This window comes from Shewanella hanedai (assembly GCF_007197645.1).
Lineage (GTDB): Bacteria > Pseudomonadota > Gammaproteobacteria > Enterobacterales > Shewanellaceae > Shewanella > Shewanella hanedai.
Genome location: NZ_VKGK01000016.1, coordinates 14650 through 30185, shown reverse-complemented (window position 1 = coordinate 30185; position 15536 = coordinate 14650). Strand labels below are relative to the sequence as shown.

The 15536-nt window shown below is 44.9% G+C and carries 18 protein-coding genes and 1 riboswitch; of the genes, 16 read left to right on the top strand and 2 right to left on the bottom strand.

Annotation, left to right across the window (positions count from 1 at the left end; translation table 11 throughout):
• Positions 1-30: 30 nt before the first annotated feature.
• Together FN961_RS13705 and FN961_RS13695 are read left to right on the top strand one after the other, a co-directional pair.
• The gene (locus FN961_RS13705; RefSeq protein WP_144040742.1) at positions 31-729 is read left to right on the top strand and encodes an MOSC domain-containing protein; all 699 of its coding nucleotides are present in this window, start codon (positions 31-33) and stop codon (positions 727-729) included.
• Between the two features lie 388 nt (positions 730-1117).
• Complete coding sequence (locus FN961_RS13695; RefSeq protein ID WP_144040741.1) at positions 1118-1417, top strand: DUF4870 domain-containing protein; 300 nt, start codon at positions 1118-1120, stop codon at positions 1415-1417.
• A gap of 62 nt (positions 1418-1479) precedes the next feature.
• On the opposite strand, the gene FN961_RS13690 is transcribed toward FN961_RS13695, so the two are convergent.
• A complete protein-coding gene (locus FN961_RS13690) occupies positions 1480-3396 on the bottom strand; it encodes a methyl-accepting chemotaxis protein (protein ID WP_144040740.1) in 1917 nt (638 codons plus the stop codon).
• A gap of 265 nt (positions 3397-3661) precedes the next feature.
• Complete coding sequence (locus FN961_RS13685) at positions 3662-5311, bottom strand: electron transfer flavoprotein-ubiquinone oxidoreductase (RefSeq protein WP_144040739.1); 1650 nt, start codon at positions 5309-5311, stop codon at positions 3662-3664.
• A gap of 223 nt (positions 5312-5534) precedes the next feature.
• A riboswitch (molybdenum cofactor riboswitch) is annotated at positions 5535-5669 on the top strand.
• Between FN961_RS13685 and moaA the strand changes: the two genes are divergently transcribed.
• The 14 genes from moaA to FN961_RS13615 all read left to right on the top strand — a co-directional run bounded on the left by moaA (position 5657) and on the right by FN961_RS13615 (position 15222).
• Positions 5657-6637, top strand: coding sequence for a GTP 3',8-cyclase MoaA (moaA, locus tag FN961_RS13680; RefSeq protein WP_144040738.1), 981 nt, complete (start codon positions 5657-5659; stop codon positions 6635-6637). It overlaps the preceding riboswitch by 13 nt.
• Before the next feature lie 97 nt (positions 6638-6734).
• The gene (gene moaB, locus FN961_RS13675) at positions 6735-7262 is read left to right on the top strand and encodes a molybdenum cofactor biosynthesis protein B (RefSeq protein WP_144040737.1); all 528 of its coding nucleotides are present in this window, start codon (positions 6735-6737) and stop codon (positions 7260-7262) included.
• 65 nt (positions 7263-7327) lie between these two features.
• Positions 7328-7804: a cyclic pyranopterin monophosphate synthase MoaC gene (gene moaC / locus FN961_RS13670; RefSeq protein WP_144040736.1), complete on the top strand. Its 477-nt coding sequence runs from the start codon at positions 7328-7330 to the stop codon at positions 7802-7804.
• A 3-nt stretch (positions 7805-7807) separates the two neighbouring features.
• A complete protein-coding gene (moaD, locus tag FN961_RS13665; protein ID WP_144040735.1) occupies positions 7808-8059 on the top strand; it encodes a molybdopterin synthase sulfur carrier subunit in 252 nt (83 codons plus the stop codon).
• Between the two features lie 2 nt (positions 8060-8061).
• A complete protein-coding gene (gene moaE / locus FN961_RS13660; protein WP_144040734.1) occupies positions 8062-8529 on the top strand; it encodes a molybdopterin synthase catalytic subunit MoaE in 468 nt (155 codons plus the stop codon).
• A gap of 22 nt (positions 8530-8551) precedes the next feature.
• Positions 8552-9367, top strand: a complete 816-nt coding sequence (gene modA / locus FN961_RS13655) for a molybdate ABC transporter substrate-binding protein (RefSeq protein ID WP_144040733.1) — start codon at positions 8552-8554, stop codon at positions 9365-9367.
• Between the two features lie 3 nt (positions 9368-9370).
• Entirely contained in the window at positions 9371-10051 is a 681-nt protein-coding gene (gene modB / locus FN961_RS13650; protein ID WP_144040732.1) for a molybdate ABC transporter permease subunit, read from the top strand.
• A complete protein-coding gene (locus tag FN961_RS13645; protein WP_144040731.1) occupies positions 10032-11138 on the top strand; it encodes an ABC transporter ATP-binding protein in 1107 nt (368 codons plus the stop codon). The genes modB and FN961_RS13645 overlap by 20 nt, the downstream gene beginning before the upstream one ends.
• A 102-nt stretch (positions 11139-11240) precedes the next feature.
• Positions 11241-11591 carry a NirD/YgiW/YdeI family stress tolerance protein gene (locus tag FN961_RS13640; protein WP_144040730.1) on the top strand — a complete coding sequence of 117 codons (351 nt, stop codon included), beginning with the start codon at positions 11241-11243 and terminating at the stop codon, positions 11589-11591.
• 166 nt (positions 11592-11757) lie between these two features.
• Positions 11758-12294 (top strand): PepSY domain-containing protein, encoded by a 537-nt coding sequence (locus tag FN961_RS13635; RefSeq protein WP_144040729.1) that lies wholly within the window; start codon positions 11758-11760, stop codon positions 12292-12294.
• A 7-nt stretch (positions 12295-12301) separates the two neighbouring features.
• The gene (locus FN961_RS13630; protein WP_144040728.1) at positions 12302-12979 is read left to right on the top strand and encodes a response regulator transcription factor; all 678 of its coding nucleotides are present in this window, start codon (positions 12302-12304) and stop codon (positions 12977-12979) included.
• 82 nt (positions 12980-13061) lie between these two features.
• Positions 13062-14285 carry a sensor histidine kinase gene (locus FN961_RS13625; protein ID WP_185972792.1) on the top strand — a complete coding sequence of 408 codons (1224 nt, stop codon included), beginning with the start codon at positions 13062-13064 and terminating at the stop codon, positions 14283-14285.
• A 75-nt stretch (positions 14286-14360) separates the two neighbouring features.
• On the top strand, positions 14361-15035 hold the full coding sequence (locus tag FN961_RS13620; RefSeq protein ID WP_144040727.1) for a TIGR01621 family pseudouridine synthase: 675 nt from the start codon (positions 14361-14363) through the stop codon (positions 15033-15035).
• 22 nt (positions 15036-15057) lie between these two features.
• A complete protein-coding gene (locus tag FN961_RS13615; RefSeq protein ID WP_144040726.1) occupies positions 15058-15222 on the top strand; it encodes a YqaE/Pmp3 family membrane protein in 165 nt (54 codons plus the stop codon).
• Positions 15223-15536 lie beyond the last annotated feature (314 nt).

The following is a 15536-nucleotide window of genomic DNA, read 5'->3' as shown; positions in this document are numbered from 1 at the left end:
TTAATTTGAAATGACTTAAGGAGTTGATTGATGTCGGAGCAATTATTGGTTAAACAGTTATCGGGTTTATATTTGGGCGAAGAACTCAGCCAAATGACCGGCATTACCAGCGGGATAGCCAATAAAAAAGCCGCCACGACACTAGAAGTTCATTTTGAAACGGTTTCAGGCGATGCACAGGCTGATCCTAAACATCATGGTGGATTAGATCGAGTACTGCATCACTTTCCCCGAGAGCATTATGGTCAGTATCGTCGCTGGGACATGATGAATGGTTTTAGGGATGCGCCCTCTATGGGGGAGAATATCAGCACCGTTGGCTTGGATGAAACTCAGGTCAATATTGGAGATATCATTGCGATTGGCGAGGTTGTGCTGCAGGTGACTCAGCCAAGATCCCCCTGTTTCAAATTAAATCGACAGTTTGGTCATGAAGAGTTTGCGCTGGCGATGCAAACCAGTGGCTTATGTGGTTGGTTTTATCGAGTGATCAAACCAGGTGTAATTCAACAAAATGATAGTATATCCCTCATTGAGCGTCGCACTGACATAAGTGTGAGAGATGCCATGGTTATCTATTTTACCCCTGAGTTTGATGCTAAAGCTTATGATCGCCTCGCGAGTTGTGAGGGACTGGCTAATGCTTGGGTAAATAGCTTACAGAGAAGATTAGAACATCAGAAAATTGAGGACTGGCAGATGCGTTTGTTTGGTCCGAGTAAAATTTAAGTCTTTAATTCAAGGAGAGAAAAGTGACAGAAGAAGTGCAAGTAGAAGAACTAATACAAAAACAGGACCCAGCACTGAGCCAAGATGAGCGCAACATGGGCATCGCTGTTCAAGTCTCAAGTTTTGCGGGTTAAGTTATACCCAAACAACCTCTAAATGCAGAATTCAGCATGTCGAGAAGTGACAGAGTTCAAGGCATGAAATTGCTGGACTAGTTATTCTAATTCAATATTTTATAACGCAGAAACATGTTACTTCTCGCCTTGCCCTCCGGGAGTTTCCGTAGATCCGCTGCACTGCGTTAGCGGTATCGTTAATGGAATGACCATTGTCTCAACCACTGCCTTGTTCAGCGATCCTACGGGAGCTCTGAAATGAGCATTTTGAAGTGGCTTGGGTATACATCCCTTTCGGCAGCATACTCGGCCCATTCATCGTATGGTTGATGAAGCGTGATGAGATGCCATTCGTCGATGAGTGTGGCCGTAACTGTATCAATTTCAAGATAAGTTTAATGATCTACATGATGATCAGTGCGGTTTTGATGTTGGTTGGTATCGGCTTTCTTCTGATAGGTGTGCTGGCAATCGTTGATATCGTGTTTACTATCATTGCAGCGATGAAAGCCAGTGAAGGGGTAAGCTATAAATACCCAATGACGATTAAATTTTTAAAACCGCGTAGTTAACGTCTTATTTAAGTCCTTAAGCGTTCATGCTTAAGGACTCAAATCATATTAAGCCTTTAAATCTAAACCTTAAAACCTGCCACTAAAGTATCTAAACGATGTGCTAGATGGATCAGTGATTGACTCGCTTGTGCGACAGCTTCGGCGGTGTCCGCTGTTCTCTGGGTAATGTCATTGATCTCAGTGACATTACGATTGATGTCTTCCACAACCGTTGACTGCTCTTCGGTCGCCGCCGCCACTTGAATGTTCATGTCTGTGATCTGGCCTATCTGCTCACTGATCCCCGATAATGACTGACTTGCTTCATCAACGGCAATGACGCCTTCTTGAGAGCGTGAACGGCTCTGGGTCATGGCACCGACAGCTCTACTGGCCTCGGCTTGTAATTTATCTATCATTATCTGTACTTCATTGGTCGACGTCGCTGTACGTGATGCCAAGTTTCTCACCTCGTCAGCAACGACGGCAAAGCCTCGTCCCGCTTCACCTGCTCGTGCAGCTTCTATAGCTGCATTGAGCGCCAATAAATTTGTCTGCTCTGATACGGCGCGTATGACATCTAAAATCCCACCAATGGACTTAGTGTGTACCGCTAAGGATTCGATCACTTCCCCAACAGAATCGACATCGTCAGAGAGTTGATTGATGGTGTCTCTCGCACGTAATACCACCACTTGGCCAGAGCTAGAACCTGTGTCGGCATCTCTTGCGGTATCTGCGGCTTGGGCTGCATTGGCTGCAATCTCATTTACTGTTGCACCCATTTCATTTATCGCGGCAACCACCATCATGGTTTGATCTTTTTGCAGCTGACTATCAGACAGTGTTTGTTGTGCTTGATTTGCGACATCTTTTGCAGAAAGACTTAGCTGTTCACTGGCTTCAGTGACGTCGATGATTGAACTCTGTATCTTACTGATAAAGGTATTAAACCCTTTAGCCAGCAGAGTGAGCTCATCGTTGCCCTCTACTGGGAGGCGTTGACGTAGATCGCCTTCACCTTCACCAATATCCTGCAGCATTGATGCAACCACAGAGATAGGACGACTGACCGAACCTGCTACAAACACGGATAATGTAATAAAGGCTGTGGCAATCAATAAAGTCCAAAATAGGATCTGGTAAGCGGATTCTTGCAGTAGGGCGAAGATTTCAGATTCAGGCACTTGAGCAACAAGGTACCAATTCATAGAGGGAATATAACTACTGGCCACTAACATCTGTTGACCATCCACTTCCGTTTTTAGCATGCTAAAGTCACTACGATTTAGTAAGCCGTTGGTATTGCCGTCGCGATAAAAGTTGTTCAGTGTTCCGCGACCTATCTGATTGGTATCAGGGTGTAATTTGACCTCACCTTCAGCATCAACCAGATAGACAAAGCCTGTTTCTTCAATTTTAAATGAGGCTAATAGAGCGACCATGTCATCAAGAGATTTGGCTAATCCAACCAGTCCACGGCCACTTGGTTGTTGATAATTTATAAACAGTTTTACCTCACCATTATCTTCGGTGAACACGTTAAGCATGCGTTCTTGACCACTGTTTTTATAGTCGAAGAACCAGCCATCCTGAGAGGGATTCAAGAGTCGTAAAAAACCATCTTGGGTGTAGTAAGCTGCCGTGTCTCTGTCTGCGAATGAGGCTTGTGCAAGCTTGTATTGGTTTTTAATATTTGTCAGTTGGTCGGTCACTAAGGTTTCTGTGTCAGCAGGGCGACCATTCTCTAACCAATTAATCAGCATCGGACTGTTGGCGAGTTGCTCAGCAGCATGCATTAAGCTATTGATATCAAGCTCAATCTTATTGCGGATTTGCTGCAGCATATTGGGCATTTCAGAAGTCAGCATTCGCTGTTCGATGACTTGCTTTGCACTACGCTGGCTGAGCACGCCGACTAAAATAGTCGACAAGAGTACGGCAAGCGTAACAGTAAGAATGATTTTTTGTTTGATGGTGAGCATAGTTAATCTCATAGTTAGCAACCTGCTGATGTTATCTCTCAGTGGGCAAAATAAAGGGGGGAATTAGCAATCCCTGACTGTAGACGATTAATTTCTCTCATTATGTAGAGAGTTAAGTAGGGTGTTGGTGTTTCGATAGAAACTAGCGGTTGGTATGGAAATCACGCTTTATTAGAGGCTGCAATTATGGTGATATTTTGACATGATCGCAATGTTTTATTCACACTTGTAAAATAATACTGCGCCCATTAAGAGCGCATTTTGTCTGTTCTATTCCCTACATATTAGGGTAGTTAGGTCCACCGCCGCCTTCTGGGGTGACCCAAGTGATATTCTGGCTTGGATCTTTGATATCACAGGTTTTGCAGTGAATACAGTTTTGGCTATTAATGACAAACTTGTTTTCGCCTTCCTCTTCTATCACCTCATAAACGCCTGCAGGGCAGTATCGTTGAGCAGGTTCATCAAACTTAACTAAGTTGACATCGATAGGGATGCGGTCATTTTTAAGTTTGAGATGACAAAGCTGATCTTCCTCATGGAAAGTATTAGATAGATAAACAGATGAGTTTTTATCAAAACTTAACTTACCGTCTGGCTTAGGGTAGTCAATCTTCTTGTAGGCCCCTACTTCAGCCATCTGAGCATAGTCAGGTTTTTCATCCCTTAAGGTAATAGGGAATTTACCGCCAAACCAATTTTGGTCGATAAAGTTAAATGCACCACCGAGGTACGTTCCGAATTTGTGCATGGCAGGGCCGAAGTTGCGTGACTTATAAAGTTCATCTTGCAGCCAGCTTTGCTCAAACTTTTCAGCATAACAATCGAGATCTTTACCGCCTTCAACACCCGCTAACAATGCTTGTGCAATGGTTTCCGCAGCGAGAATGCCGCTCTTCATCGCGGTATGAGTGCCTTTTATCTTGGCAAAGTTAAGAGTTCCTGCATTACACCCTATGATGAGTCCGCCAGGGAAGCTCATTTTAGGCAAAGAGTTTAATCCGCCTTTGGTGATTGCTCGTGCGCCATAACTTAAGCGCTCACCACCTTCGAGATATTTGGCGATAACAGGGTGTGTCTTATAACGCTGAAACTCATCGAATGGACTCAGATGAGGGTTTTGATAATTGAGGTCGACAATTAAACCAACAGCTATCTGGTTATCTTCAAGGTGATAAAGGAAACCGCCACCTGAAGCGCCATCATTAAGTGGCCAGCCGCCAGTGTGTACCACTTTACCTAGCTCATGTTGTTCGCTCGGAACCTTCCAGATCTCTTTAAAGCCTAAGCCGTAGTGTTGAGGTGTTTTACCATTATCGAGGTGATATTTTTCGATTAATTGCTTACCGAGATGACCGCGACAACCTTCACTGAATATAGTGTATTTAGCGTGTAGTTCCATGCCTGGTTCAAAGCTACTCTTTTCTTGACCATCAGCCCCAACGCCCATGTCACCGATGAGTATGCCTTTAACACTTTGATCTTCATTGAAGAGCAGGCCACTGGCTGGAAAGCCTGGGAAAATTTCGACACCGAGTTCTTCAGCACGTTCGGCTAACCAGCGTGCAAGATTGCCGACACTGATAATGTAGTTGCCTTCGTTATGCATGGTTTTTGGAAGGAGTGCGTTGGGCATCAATCGTGACGATGATGGAGAGCTTAGCATGTGAATTTCATCGCTCACGACAGACGTATGGAGCGGAGCACCTGTGTCGCGCCAATCGGGAAATAACTCTCCAAGAACTTTCGGCTCAAACACTGCGCCAGAAAGAATATGGGCGCCAACTTCTGAACCTTTCTCTACCACACAAACGGCGATCTCTTGTCCACTGTCTTTTGATACTTGCATCAGTCTACACGCTGTCGCTAGGCCCGCTGGCCCTGCTCCAACGATAACAACATCGAACTCCATCGATTCGCGTTCCATCACTTCACCTCTAGGTAGATTTCCCCGTTAAACGGATGTTTTAATCATCTAACTACCTTACATCAAAATCAGACAATGGCACAGAGTTTATACAGTAACTTAAGTCTAGGTTAGGTGCTTTTTGAGCGTGAGCGGTGTCACAAAATGTTAACGTCTGAGGGTTTCTGAGTAAGAAATAGCGCTTTAACGCTAGGGTTCAGGGGGCAAATATGCCTATAATTGCTCCCTGACGGTTCTCCGAGCTTTTTGTCCTACGTCAACAGATATGGACGCTAAGCCGTGGCAATAACGCCACCGGGGTGTGATAAGAAATTCTCTCACCTCCCCTTACTTGGAAAGGTGATCATGTCTCAACTACAAGACAATTTTGGTCGAAGATTTCACTATTTGCGCATGTCAGTGACTGACGTGTGTAATTTCAAATGCACTTACTGCCTCCCTGACGGATACCGGCCAAATGGTCGTTCTAAGTTTATGGCGCTCAGTGAAATAGAAAATTTGATTGCTGCCTTTGCTGAAGTCGGTACTCAAAAGATCCGTATCACTGGTGGCGAGCCCACGCTGCGCAAAGACTTTACTGACATCATTCGTGCTGTTGCCGATAACGATAAGATCAAAACTATCGCGACGACGACAAACGGTTACCGTTTAGAGAAGCATGCGCGTGAGTGGTATGACGCAGGCTTAAGACGTATCAATGTCTCTGTCGACAGCTTAGATCCTAAGATGTTCTATCAAATCACGGGTGAAAATAAGTTCGACGAAGTAATGCGTGGTATTGATGCTGCTCTTGATGCCGGTTTTGAACGAGTCAAGATCAACGCCGTGTTGCTTAAAGGTTTGAACGATAAAGACCTACCACGTTTTCTGCACTGGATTAAAAATACCCCGATAGATCTGCGTTTCATCGAATTGATGGAAACTGGACTGGGTCGTGACTATTTCCAGGCACACCATTTAGCGGGTTCAGATATCAGATCTCAGCTTATTGCTGATGGTTGGGGACTTGACCAGTCTGCTGTGGATGACGGCCCGGCGCAAAACTTTAGCCGCGACGATCATAAAGGGCGTATTGGTTTGATCATGCCTTATGACAAGCATTTCTGTGCCAGCTGCAATCGATTACGCGTATCTGCTAACGGTAAACTACACCTCTGTTTGTTTACTGAAAATGGTGTCGATCTCAGAGATTTGCTGCAAGACTCATCCCAAAGACCTGAACTGATCCAGCGTCTTCATGGACAACTTGCCCAGAAGAAAGAAACGCATTTCCTCCACGATGGCATTACCGGTGTGACTCAGCATTTAGCCTCTATCGGAGGTTGATTTCAATCGGTCCCATGATCTTGTGCAAATTTTTTGCAGAATTTCATGGGTATAATTTCTCAGTATTCTTTAAGTGACGATTAAATAGAGAACCATTATGGGCCATTGCACCACGAACCAGTTTATCCCTTTAAATATTGCTGTTCTTACCTTGTCCGATAGCCGAAATTTAAGCCAAGATACCTCAGGCCAGTTCCTTGAAGATAATCTGATTGAAGCCGGACATAAGCTTATTGAACGTAAGCTCATTAAAGATGATAAGTACCAGATCCGTGCAGTCATATCTGAATGGATTGCATCGAAAGAGGTGCAAGTCATTATAACAACTGGTGGCACAGGCTTTACCGTTCGTGATAATACGCCGGAAGCGGTGAAACCTTTGTTTGATCGAGAGATTGAAGGTTTTGGCGAGCTGTTCCGCCACATCACGTATACCGAACTCGGCACATCGACAGTGCAATCTAGAGCCTTGGGTGGTTTCGCTAACCAAACCGCTGTCTTCTGCTTGCCGGGTTCAACGGGCGCATGTCGAACGGGTTGGAATAAGCTAATTAAAGAACAATTGGATGCGACGCATCGTCCCTGCAACTTCGTCATGCATCTCAAGCAGCTCGTGTCTGAATAACGTTAAGTCGTAAGAGCAACTACACATTTAGAAAAGTCGTTGCCGAAACAATAAGGTTTAAATAAATGAGCAATAAGTTTACCCATATCAATGCCGATGGTAATGCCCATATGGTTGATGTGACTGAAAAAGCAGTCACTGAAAGAGAAGCCCGCGCGGAAGCCTTTATTGAGATGGCTCCAGCAACGCTTGAGATGATCATGAGTGGCAGTCACCATAAAGGTGATGTATTTGCGACCGCACGTATTGCTGGTATTCAAGCTGCGAAGAAAACCTCAGATCTCATTCCTCTTTGTCATCCGCTTATGTTGACTAAAGTTGAGGTGGAGCTCGAGGCTCAACCTGAACATAGCCGAGTGCGTATCACCAGTTTATGTAAACTGTCTGGTAAAACAGGTGTTGAGATGGAAGCATTAACGGCCGCTTCGGTTGCAGCCTTAACCATTTATGACATGTGTAAAGCGGTTCAAAAAGATATGGTGATCACCCAGACGCGCCTGTTAGAAAAACGCGGCGGTAAGTCAGGTCATTTCAAGGTATAAATTATGATTAATGTTTTGTTTTTTGCACAGGTGAGAGAACTACTCGGCGAGAGCTCTATACAAGTTGAAGCGACAGCTGAGACCACAACTGCCGAGGCACTGCGTGCTGTTCTTGCATCGAAAGATGACAAATGGGGCAAGGTATTGGTGTCAGATAAATTGCTGGTTGCGGTCAATCAAACCATCAGTGGTTGGGACACACCAGTTCAAGATGGCGATGAAGTCGCTTTCTTCCCGCCAGTCACTGGGGGTTAGTCATGTCGGCTACGTTGAGTAAAGTGGTAGTTCAAACTCAGGACTTTAGTGTTTCTGATGAATACGCCCTAATCGCGGATGATAATAGTGATGGCGCAGTGGTGACTTTTGTCGGCAAAGTCAGAGACTTTAATGACGGCAGCGTGGTGACGGACCTGACCTTAGAGCATTACCCTGGTATGACCGAAGGTGTACTGCAACAAATAGCCGTTGAGGCTCGTGAGCGTTGGCCTTTAAACAAGGTGACCATAATACACCGTGTTGGTACGATGGCTTTAGGCGAACAGATTGTTTTTATCGGCGTGACCAGTGCTCATCGTAAAGCCGCTTTTGCAGCTTGTGAATTCTTGATAGATTTTCTTAAAACCAAAGCGCCTTTTTGGAAACTGGAAGCCGGTGAAACAGGCAAAAATTGGGTTGAAGCTAAAGATGCTGATGAGCAAGCAGCTAAAATGTGGGATAAATCCTAAGTTTGAGTGACAAGGGAAAAGCATGATTCGATTGAGAAGAGGATTCGCGCTGGCAGTTGCGAGCCTTGTCTTGGTATTGAGCATGGCGGTCACCAACGCTAACGCGAGTGATGTGCCTGTGATTGCTGCGGCATCAAATATTAAATTTGCACTGGATGAACTCGCGAAGCAATTTACTCAAGATACCGGTGAGAAGGTACGGATTTCCTATGGTTCTTCGGGAAATTTTGTGGCGCAGATTAAACATGGTGCACCTTTTCAGATGTTTATGTCAGCTGACGAAAAGTACATTGAACAGTTGGCTAAATCAGGTGTGACGGTCGACGATGGTGTGCTCTATGCTGTGGGCCGACTTGCGATTGCAGCTCCGATTAATTCACCGCTGCAGTTGGATCCTGAGTTAAAGGGATTAAAGGCCTTAATCGACAGTGGTGAGTTAAAGCGTTTCGCTATCGCCAATCCAGATCATGCGCCCTATGGAGAGCGAGCCCGTGCTCTCTTAACTACATTTGGTTTATGGGAGTCACTGACCCCACACCTCATTTATGGCGAGAATGTTGCTCAAGCAGCGCAATTTGCTGTCAGTGGCTCGACGCAAGGCGGCATTATTGCGTTGTCACTTGCCATCGCACCACAATTTCAAAAAATAGGGCATTATCAGGCGTTACCAGAATCACTACACGCCCCCATTTACCAGCGTATGGTGCTGACCAATAAAGCGGGAGCGACAGCCAAAGCGTTTTATGCTTATCTGCAAACCGATGCCGCGCGTAAGGTATTCAGTGACTTTGGTTTTGGTTTACCTGCCAAAGCTACCTTGACTGAGTCGGGTGAGTAACTAATGGATTGGGAAGCCCTGCTGTTATCGATGAAACTCAGTAGTGTCACAGTGCTGCTCTTGATCCCTTTTGCTATTATTGTGAGCCGCTTTCTTGCCTATCGTCAGTTCAGAGGCAAGTCATGGGTTGAAGCCCTGATCATGGTGCCTTTAGTATTGCCTCCTACCGTGATCGGTTACTACTTGCTCGTGGGGTTGGGCAGTCAATCTTGGCTTGGGCAGCTGTTAGAGGGAATACTCGGTCATCAACTGGTGTTTAATTTCTCAGGTTTAGTTGTAGCCTCGATTGTGGTGAATATTCCCTTTGCTATTCAGCCCATTCAGCGTGCGTTTGAAGCGGTGCCTGAAGATGTTCGGGATGCAGCAGCTTGCTGCGGCATGAGCCGAATGAAAGTACTGTTTAAGATTGAATTACCTATGGTGTGGCCTGGTGTATTAACGGCTTTAGTGCTCTGTTTCTCACATGTTTTAGGCGAGTTTGGCGTGGTGTTGATGATGGGCGGTAACATTGCTGGTGAGACCAAGACTATCGCGATTTCTATCTACGACAGCGTGCAAGCGTTCGATTTTGCCAGTGCCGGACAGATGTCGTTAGTCTTACTGATTTTTGCTGTCACCGTATTGGCCTTCACAACCAGTCTGTCTCGACGTATGGGGGCCGCTCATGTCTCAAGACGTCGGTGATCTATATTGTCAAATCAAACAAGATAAACATATCAAGCTAGACGCCGAATTTGTGTGTAAAGCGGGTGAAGTGCTTGCGGTTGTCGGTCCTTCTGGTGGAGGAAAGTCGACTCTGCTGCGCATGATTGCTGGATTGAGTCATCCAGAGTCCGGCGTGATCCGTTATGGTGAAAGGGATTGGTTTAACGATTCAAGTAAGGTTCACCTTAGTCCGCAGCAACGTCATCTAGGTTATGTGCCGCAACATTTTGGTCTATTTCCTAATTTGACCGCATTGGGCAACGTGGTTGCTGCGTTAGATCATATTCCCAAAGCTGAACGAGTGCCGAGAGCGAAAGAGTGGCTGGAGCGAGTGAACCTTCATGGCCTGCCCGATCGACTCCCTGCTAATTTATCTGGCGGTCAGCGACAAAGAGTTGCTTTGGCACGGGCATTGGCGCGTGAACCTTCGGTGTTATTACTCGATGAACCGTTTTCTGCGGTAGACAGAGAAACGCGAGAGCGACTCTATTTAGAACTTGCTCGCCTTAAATTACAGCTCTCTATTCCGGTTATCATGGTGACCCACGATCTTAATGAAGCGTTACTGCTTGCTGACAATATGATCTTGATTAGCCAAGGCAAGATGTTGCAACAAGGCGTTCCACACGAAGTCTTAACGCGACCACGTACTGAAGCGGTTGCTAAACAAATGGGTCTGAGGAATATCTTTGACGCCCATGTTATTGCTCAAGAAGAGGAGCGTAAGATCACTTGGCTCAAGTTTGGCGAGCATCATATTGCCAGTACCTACTTTGAGAGTTTGGAGGTCGGTGCAAAAGTGCGCTGGGTGATCCCAAATCAAGGGATACGTTTTAACTCGATCAAACAAGGACGTCTCTGTCGCAGTTTTAACAAGCTAGAGATCACGATAGATTCCATGTTAACCATGGGAGAAACCGTCCGGCTAATCGCGAGTGTGAAAGGGGTAAAACACCAAATACATGCTGAGGTACCTCTACATTACGCCAATAAAATCGCCTTGGCTGTTGGTGTCGTGACCGAAGTCGCCCTTAAGTCTGAGTTGATTCACATTTTAGAATCTTGATGGCACGCTGGGACATAAATGATCAAAGGTTAATTTGATTTCCATCTCCACAATATGGTCAATCCCGTAGAATTTGGGATTACTTATCAATGGAGACATCAGATGTCTAAAGCGTTAGCCGGTTCAATTATTTTATCGTGCGTATTAACCATGCCAGCTTTTGCTGCGTACACAGGCCCTGGTGTTGAGACCTTAGTCAATAACGCTAAAGATGCTAGTAACGCAAAAGATGAGGCGCCTGTCGAGTTGACGGGTTACTTGGTCAAAAGTTTAGGTGATGAGCATTACTTGTTCCGTGATAACACGGGTGATGTTGAAGTGGAGATTGATAATGCACTTTGGCGTAACATTGAAGTGAGCAGCGAGAATAAAGTTATTCTTAGAGGTGAAGTCGATGATGACTGGCAAGGTATCGAAATTGAAATTGATAGTTTGACGTTAGTGACGAGTTAATTGAAATACAGACTTTAATTCAGACCTTTAGAAGGTAAAGGTGAAGTAGCTTGCTTCATTAGTACAGACAAATTGCGTAAAATATATAGCTGAATAGCTTGAACAGTAACGGTTTTTTTTCGATTGATATAAGATGAAGATTATAGTGATGATTAAAGGGGGAGCCATGGCACGTTGGCTAGTGGGTTTAATGCTTTTTTCGAGTGTTGGTTTTTCAGCGCAGACTTTGGCTGAACAGTCGGTTCTCGGCATGTTACTAGATAAGCAGAACCTTTCTCCTCAGGCCTTAATGCTCAGGATCGAAAAGCAATATTCAGGTGTGATAAGTGAATTTGAGATCGACGTCGAAAGAGGTGAATTGATCTATGAAGTCTCGCTTATTGATACTGAGAATGAGACCATCACAGAATTCGAGTTTAAAGCCAAAGATGGTCAGCTGATCCACCAAAAAGTGGAAACCCTAGAAGCTGACGATAAAGATGGTCTCCAAGCTGTGCTCTTGATGGAAGAGATCAATCAGAGCTTCTATTCATTAGTGCACAAGGCTATGGATGGTCGTCATGGCCATATTGTCGAAGCACAAATCGATCATGATCTTGGGATCAGTTATCTCGAAATTAAACTTATCGACGAAGCTGGCAAACACAGGCTGGCTTTCGATATAAAAAATCAACGTCCATTGCCACTGCTAACTTGGGATTAAGTTACTTATGAAGATATTACTCGTTGAAGATGACGCCACGACTATTGAATACGTGGTTAAAGGCTTTACTGAGCAGGGACATAATATTGAAACCGCTTCAGATGGGCACCAAGGTTTATTGCTTGCAACTAGCATGAAATATGACCTTATCCTGCTGGATCGTATGTTACCTCAACTTGATGGACTCAAGTTATTAGCGGCATTGCGAGCGACGGGTAGTCAAACTCCCGTGTTAATCCTGTCGGCACTCAGCCACGTGGATGAACGAGTCAAAGGTTTGAGAGCGGGTGGCGACGATTACATGACTAAGCCTTTTGCTTTTTCAGAGCTGTTAGTCAGAGCTGAAAAGTTAATGCAGCGTGGTTTATCCCAACCTGCAGAAACCGGGCTAGTCGTTGGCAACCTGATGATGGAGCTGCTCACGCGTAAAGTGACATTAAACGGTAATGAGTTGATGTTACAGCCTAAAGAGTTTCAGTTATTGAAGTATCTGATGGAGCATCCAAACCAAGTGATCAGCCGTACGCTGCTATTTGAAGCGGTATGGGATTATCATTTTGATCCTCGCACAAACGTGATTGATGTTCATATCGCTAAGCTTCGACGTAAATTTGAAGAACTTGGTTTCGGAGAACTGATCGAAACGGTCAGAGGTGCTGGATATCGTCTCCGTCAAGGGAATTAAGCCCTATCAGAGTAGTGCTTGGCGCATTACTATCATATTTTCAGCTCTGGTTACGCTCATTATTGGTACCTTGCTACTTGGCATGTACCGACAGTTAATGAACGAACAGGAGTTGCAAACCAACCAACATTTAGCAGCAGAAACAGCGCGCTATCAACAGATGGCGCTGACCTTAGACAAGAGCAGTTTTGCTGCTCAGGTAAAGGCTGCAGATCCTAAGACCGCTCTGATTGTTTGGCGCAGCTCATTGGATCTTATCGGGGCACTAAGCTTGATCCCCGATGACATGCCGATGTTACCTAAAACCCGTGATTTTCCCATTTTAACTGCAGGTCCCGATAAGCTACATATTCTGACCGGCGGTTTAGTGATGACGCGCTACGGTCCAGTGTTGATTGCGACGCGTACCGATCAGCTTGCGACTTTGATCGACCGCTTTGTGAATGCTGCCATTACAGCGTTAATGTTAACGATCATCTTAACCCTGGCGCTAGGTTATCTCTTTTCGAAAGCGATTTTACGTCGATTGGTTCAATATAATCATCTTAGCCAATTGATTGAGAAGGGCGAATACTCCACGCGCCTCCCTGTGAGTTGGCGACATGATGAGTTTGACATGTTGGCGGGTAAGTTTAATCGAGTGCTCGACACTTTAGAGAACAACTTACTGGCCGTAAGAGGCGCGACAGACAATATTGCTCACGACTTGAGAACTCCTCTGTCTCACCTAAGAATTGGCTTAGAGCAGTTACCGGATAAAACCTCACAGGATCTACCGGAAGCCTGCGCGATTTTGATTGAAAAGTTAGATCACTGCTTAGCGACATTTGATGCCATGCTGTCATTAACGCGCATCGAAGAGGGTCAGCAAACATTAGAGTTACAAGACTTTAGTCTAAAAGTCTTATGTGAAGATCTCTATGAGATGGCGGAAGCCATGGCCGAAAGCAATGAGCAGACGCTGACTTTAACCACGTCCGATGATGTGCAGATGACAGGCGATAAATACCTGTTGTTTCAGGCTTTGTTTAATCTGGTCGATAACGCGATTAAATATGCGGGCGAAGGCGCCAAGATTGAGATTGTGCAGCAAGGCAATGAAATACAGATCCGCGATAATGGTCCAGGGATCCCCGATGAAGAGAAAGGGCGGGTGTTCGAGCGTCTAGTACGGCTAGACCCTAGTCGTCACAATCAGGGAACAGGCTTAGGTTTGTCGTTGGTGAAGGCGATTTTAGCGAGACACAATGCCAAGGTTAACTTGATGGACAATACGCCAGGGTTAATTGTCAGCATCACTTTCTAGTTTTTTCATTCCTCAGTTTAACATTAGCCAGCTCCTTATCATTTGGAGCTGAGGCTAACAGCCAGTGAGATAGCGATGTATCAAATTATTGCCGATGAAACTGATTTCATCGTGATCGATAAGTCCCATAATGTTCATTTTCATAGCCAAGATGGCACCGCTGGCGTAATGGCGACAGTTGAGAAAGATTTAGCGATCAAACTCTACTCTGTTCACCGCCTCGACACGCTGACATCTGGCCTTTTGTTGTTTGCAAAGTCGAGTCAGGCTGCTGCTGAATTCACGCAACTGTTTACCGCTCATAAAGTGCAGAAATACTACCTCGCATTGGCTAAAGGTAAGCCGAAAAAGAAACAGGGTTCGATTGTGGGTGACATGGCTAAGTCTCGTCGCAGTATGCACAAGCTATTACGAACCATGGAAAACCCCGCGAGGACACAATTTTTCTCTCAATCAGTGGCTGAAGGATTGCGTTTATACCTGCTAAAACCGCTCAGTGGTAAGACGCATCAGTTAAGAGTGGCGTTGGCGAGTATTGGAGTGCCAATTCTGGGTGACCAATTATATGGTGGAGAGGAGGCCGATAGGGGTTACCTGCACGCTTTTAGTTTAGACTTTGTTTTTCGCGATCATGCCTACAAATATACGATTCCTCCTACTGATGGCGTTTTTTTTACTGCTGAAGATACAATAAAGCAGTTGCAAATATGGTCTGAGCCTGAGAGATTAGATTGGCCTAACAAAAATTAATTAATTGAGAAGGAAATTGTAAATGGACACCAATAAGCTGTTACTCGTCGTGATCGCCATCTTGCTGCCACCCGTGGCCGTATTTTTGAAGTCCGGTGTGGGCAAAGATCTTTTGATCAATATTATTCTCTGTCTATTGTTCTTTATCCCTGGTTTGCTTCATGCGCTTTGGATTGTGACTAAATAGCTGTCAGATTCAATGGGCTTAAGCGGCTTTAAGTAGATTAAAAACACAGCAATTTAGCTGTGTTTTTTCATCTTTATTGTTGAGCGCTGATTTCCACTTTGGTCAGATTGGTTTTTATCTAGATTAATAATATTGGTTTCTCCCTTGTACTTGAAAGGGCATTGCTGATGTTTATTAAATGGTTAGCTTTAAATCATTAATATTTAATTCTGATTTTATTGTGTTAAATCAACTTAAGGCCAAGGTAAAAAGGCTCTGAATTTCGATTCTGGGATTGAAATACGTTATAATACGCGGCCTTTAACTCTATCCTG

What these genes read in the sequence shown, in the direction of transcription:
- moaB (WP_144040737.1), top strand. Translation starts at nt 6,735, where the DNA reads ATGGGCCATTGCACCACGAACCAGTTTATCCCTTTAAATATTGCTGTT.
- FN961_RS13630 (WP_144040728.1), top strand. Translation starts at nt 12,302, where the DNA reads ATGAAGATATTACTCGTTGAAGATGACGCCACGACTATTGAATACGTG.
- FN961_RS13645 (WP_144040731.1), top strand. Translation starts at nt 10,032, where the DNA reads ATGTCTCAAGACGTCGGTGATCTATATTGTCAAATCAAACAAGATAAA.
- FN961_RS13705 (WP_144040742.1), top strand. Translation starts at nt 31, where the DNA reads ATGTCGGAGCAATTATTGGTTAAACAGTTATCGGGTTTATATTTGGGC.
- moaE (WP_144040734.1), top strand. Translation starts at nt 8,062, where the DNA reads ATGTCGGCTACGTTGAGTAAAGTGGTAGTTCAAACTCAGGACTTTAGT.
- FN961_RS13625 (WP_185972792.1), top strand. Translation starts at nt 13,062, where the DNA reads ATGTACCGACAGTTAATGAACGAACAGGAGTTGCAAACCAACCAACAT.
- FN961_RS13635 (WP_144040729.1), top strand. Translation starts at nt 11,758, where the DNA reads ATGGCACGTTGGCTAGTGGGTTTAATGCTTTTTTCGAGTGTTGGTTTT.
- FN961_RS13620 (WP_144040727.1), top strand. Translation starts at nt 14,361, where the DNA reads ATGTATCAAATTATTGCCGATGAAACTGATTTCATCGTGATCGATAAG.
- FN961_RS13690 (WP_144040740.1), bottom strand. Translation starts at nt 3,396, where the DNA reads ATGAGATTAACTATGCTCACCATCAAACAAAAAATCATTCTTACTGTT.
- moaD (WP_144040735.1), top strand. Translation starts at nt 7,808, where the DNA reads ATGATTAATGTTTTGTTTTTTGCACAGGTGAGAGAACTACTCGGCGAG.
- modA (WP_144040733.1), top strand. Translation starts at nt 8,552, where the DNA reads ATGATTCGATTGAGAAGAGGATTCGCGCTGGCAGTTGCGAGCCTTGTC.
- moaC (WP_144040736.1), top strand. Translation starts at nt 7,328, where the DNA reads ATGAGCAATAAGTTTACCCATATCAATGCCGATGGTAATGCCCATATG.
- moaA (WP_144040738.1), top strand. Translation starts at nt 5,657, where the DNA reads ATGTCTCAACTACAAGACAATTTTGGTCGAAGATTTCACTATTTGCGC.
- FN961_RS13615 (WP_144040726.1), top strand. Translation starts at nt 15,058, where the DNA reads ATGGACACCAATAAGCTGTTACTCGTCGTGATCGCCATCTTGCTGCCA.
- FN961_RS13685 (WP_144040739.1), bottom strand. Translation starts at nt 5,311, where the DNA reads ATGGAACGCGAATCGATGGAGTTCGATGTTGTTATCGTTGGAGCAGGG.
- modB (WP_144040732.1), top strand. Translation starts at nt 9,371, where the DNA reads ATGGATTGGGAAGCCCTGCTGTTATCGATGAAACTCAGTAGTGTCACA.
- FN961_RS13640 (WP_144040730.1), top strand. Translation starts at nt 11,241, where the DNA reads ATGTCTAAAGCGTTAGCCGGTTCAATTATTTTATCGTGCGTATTAACC.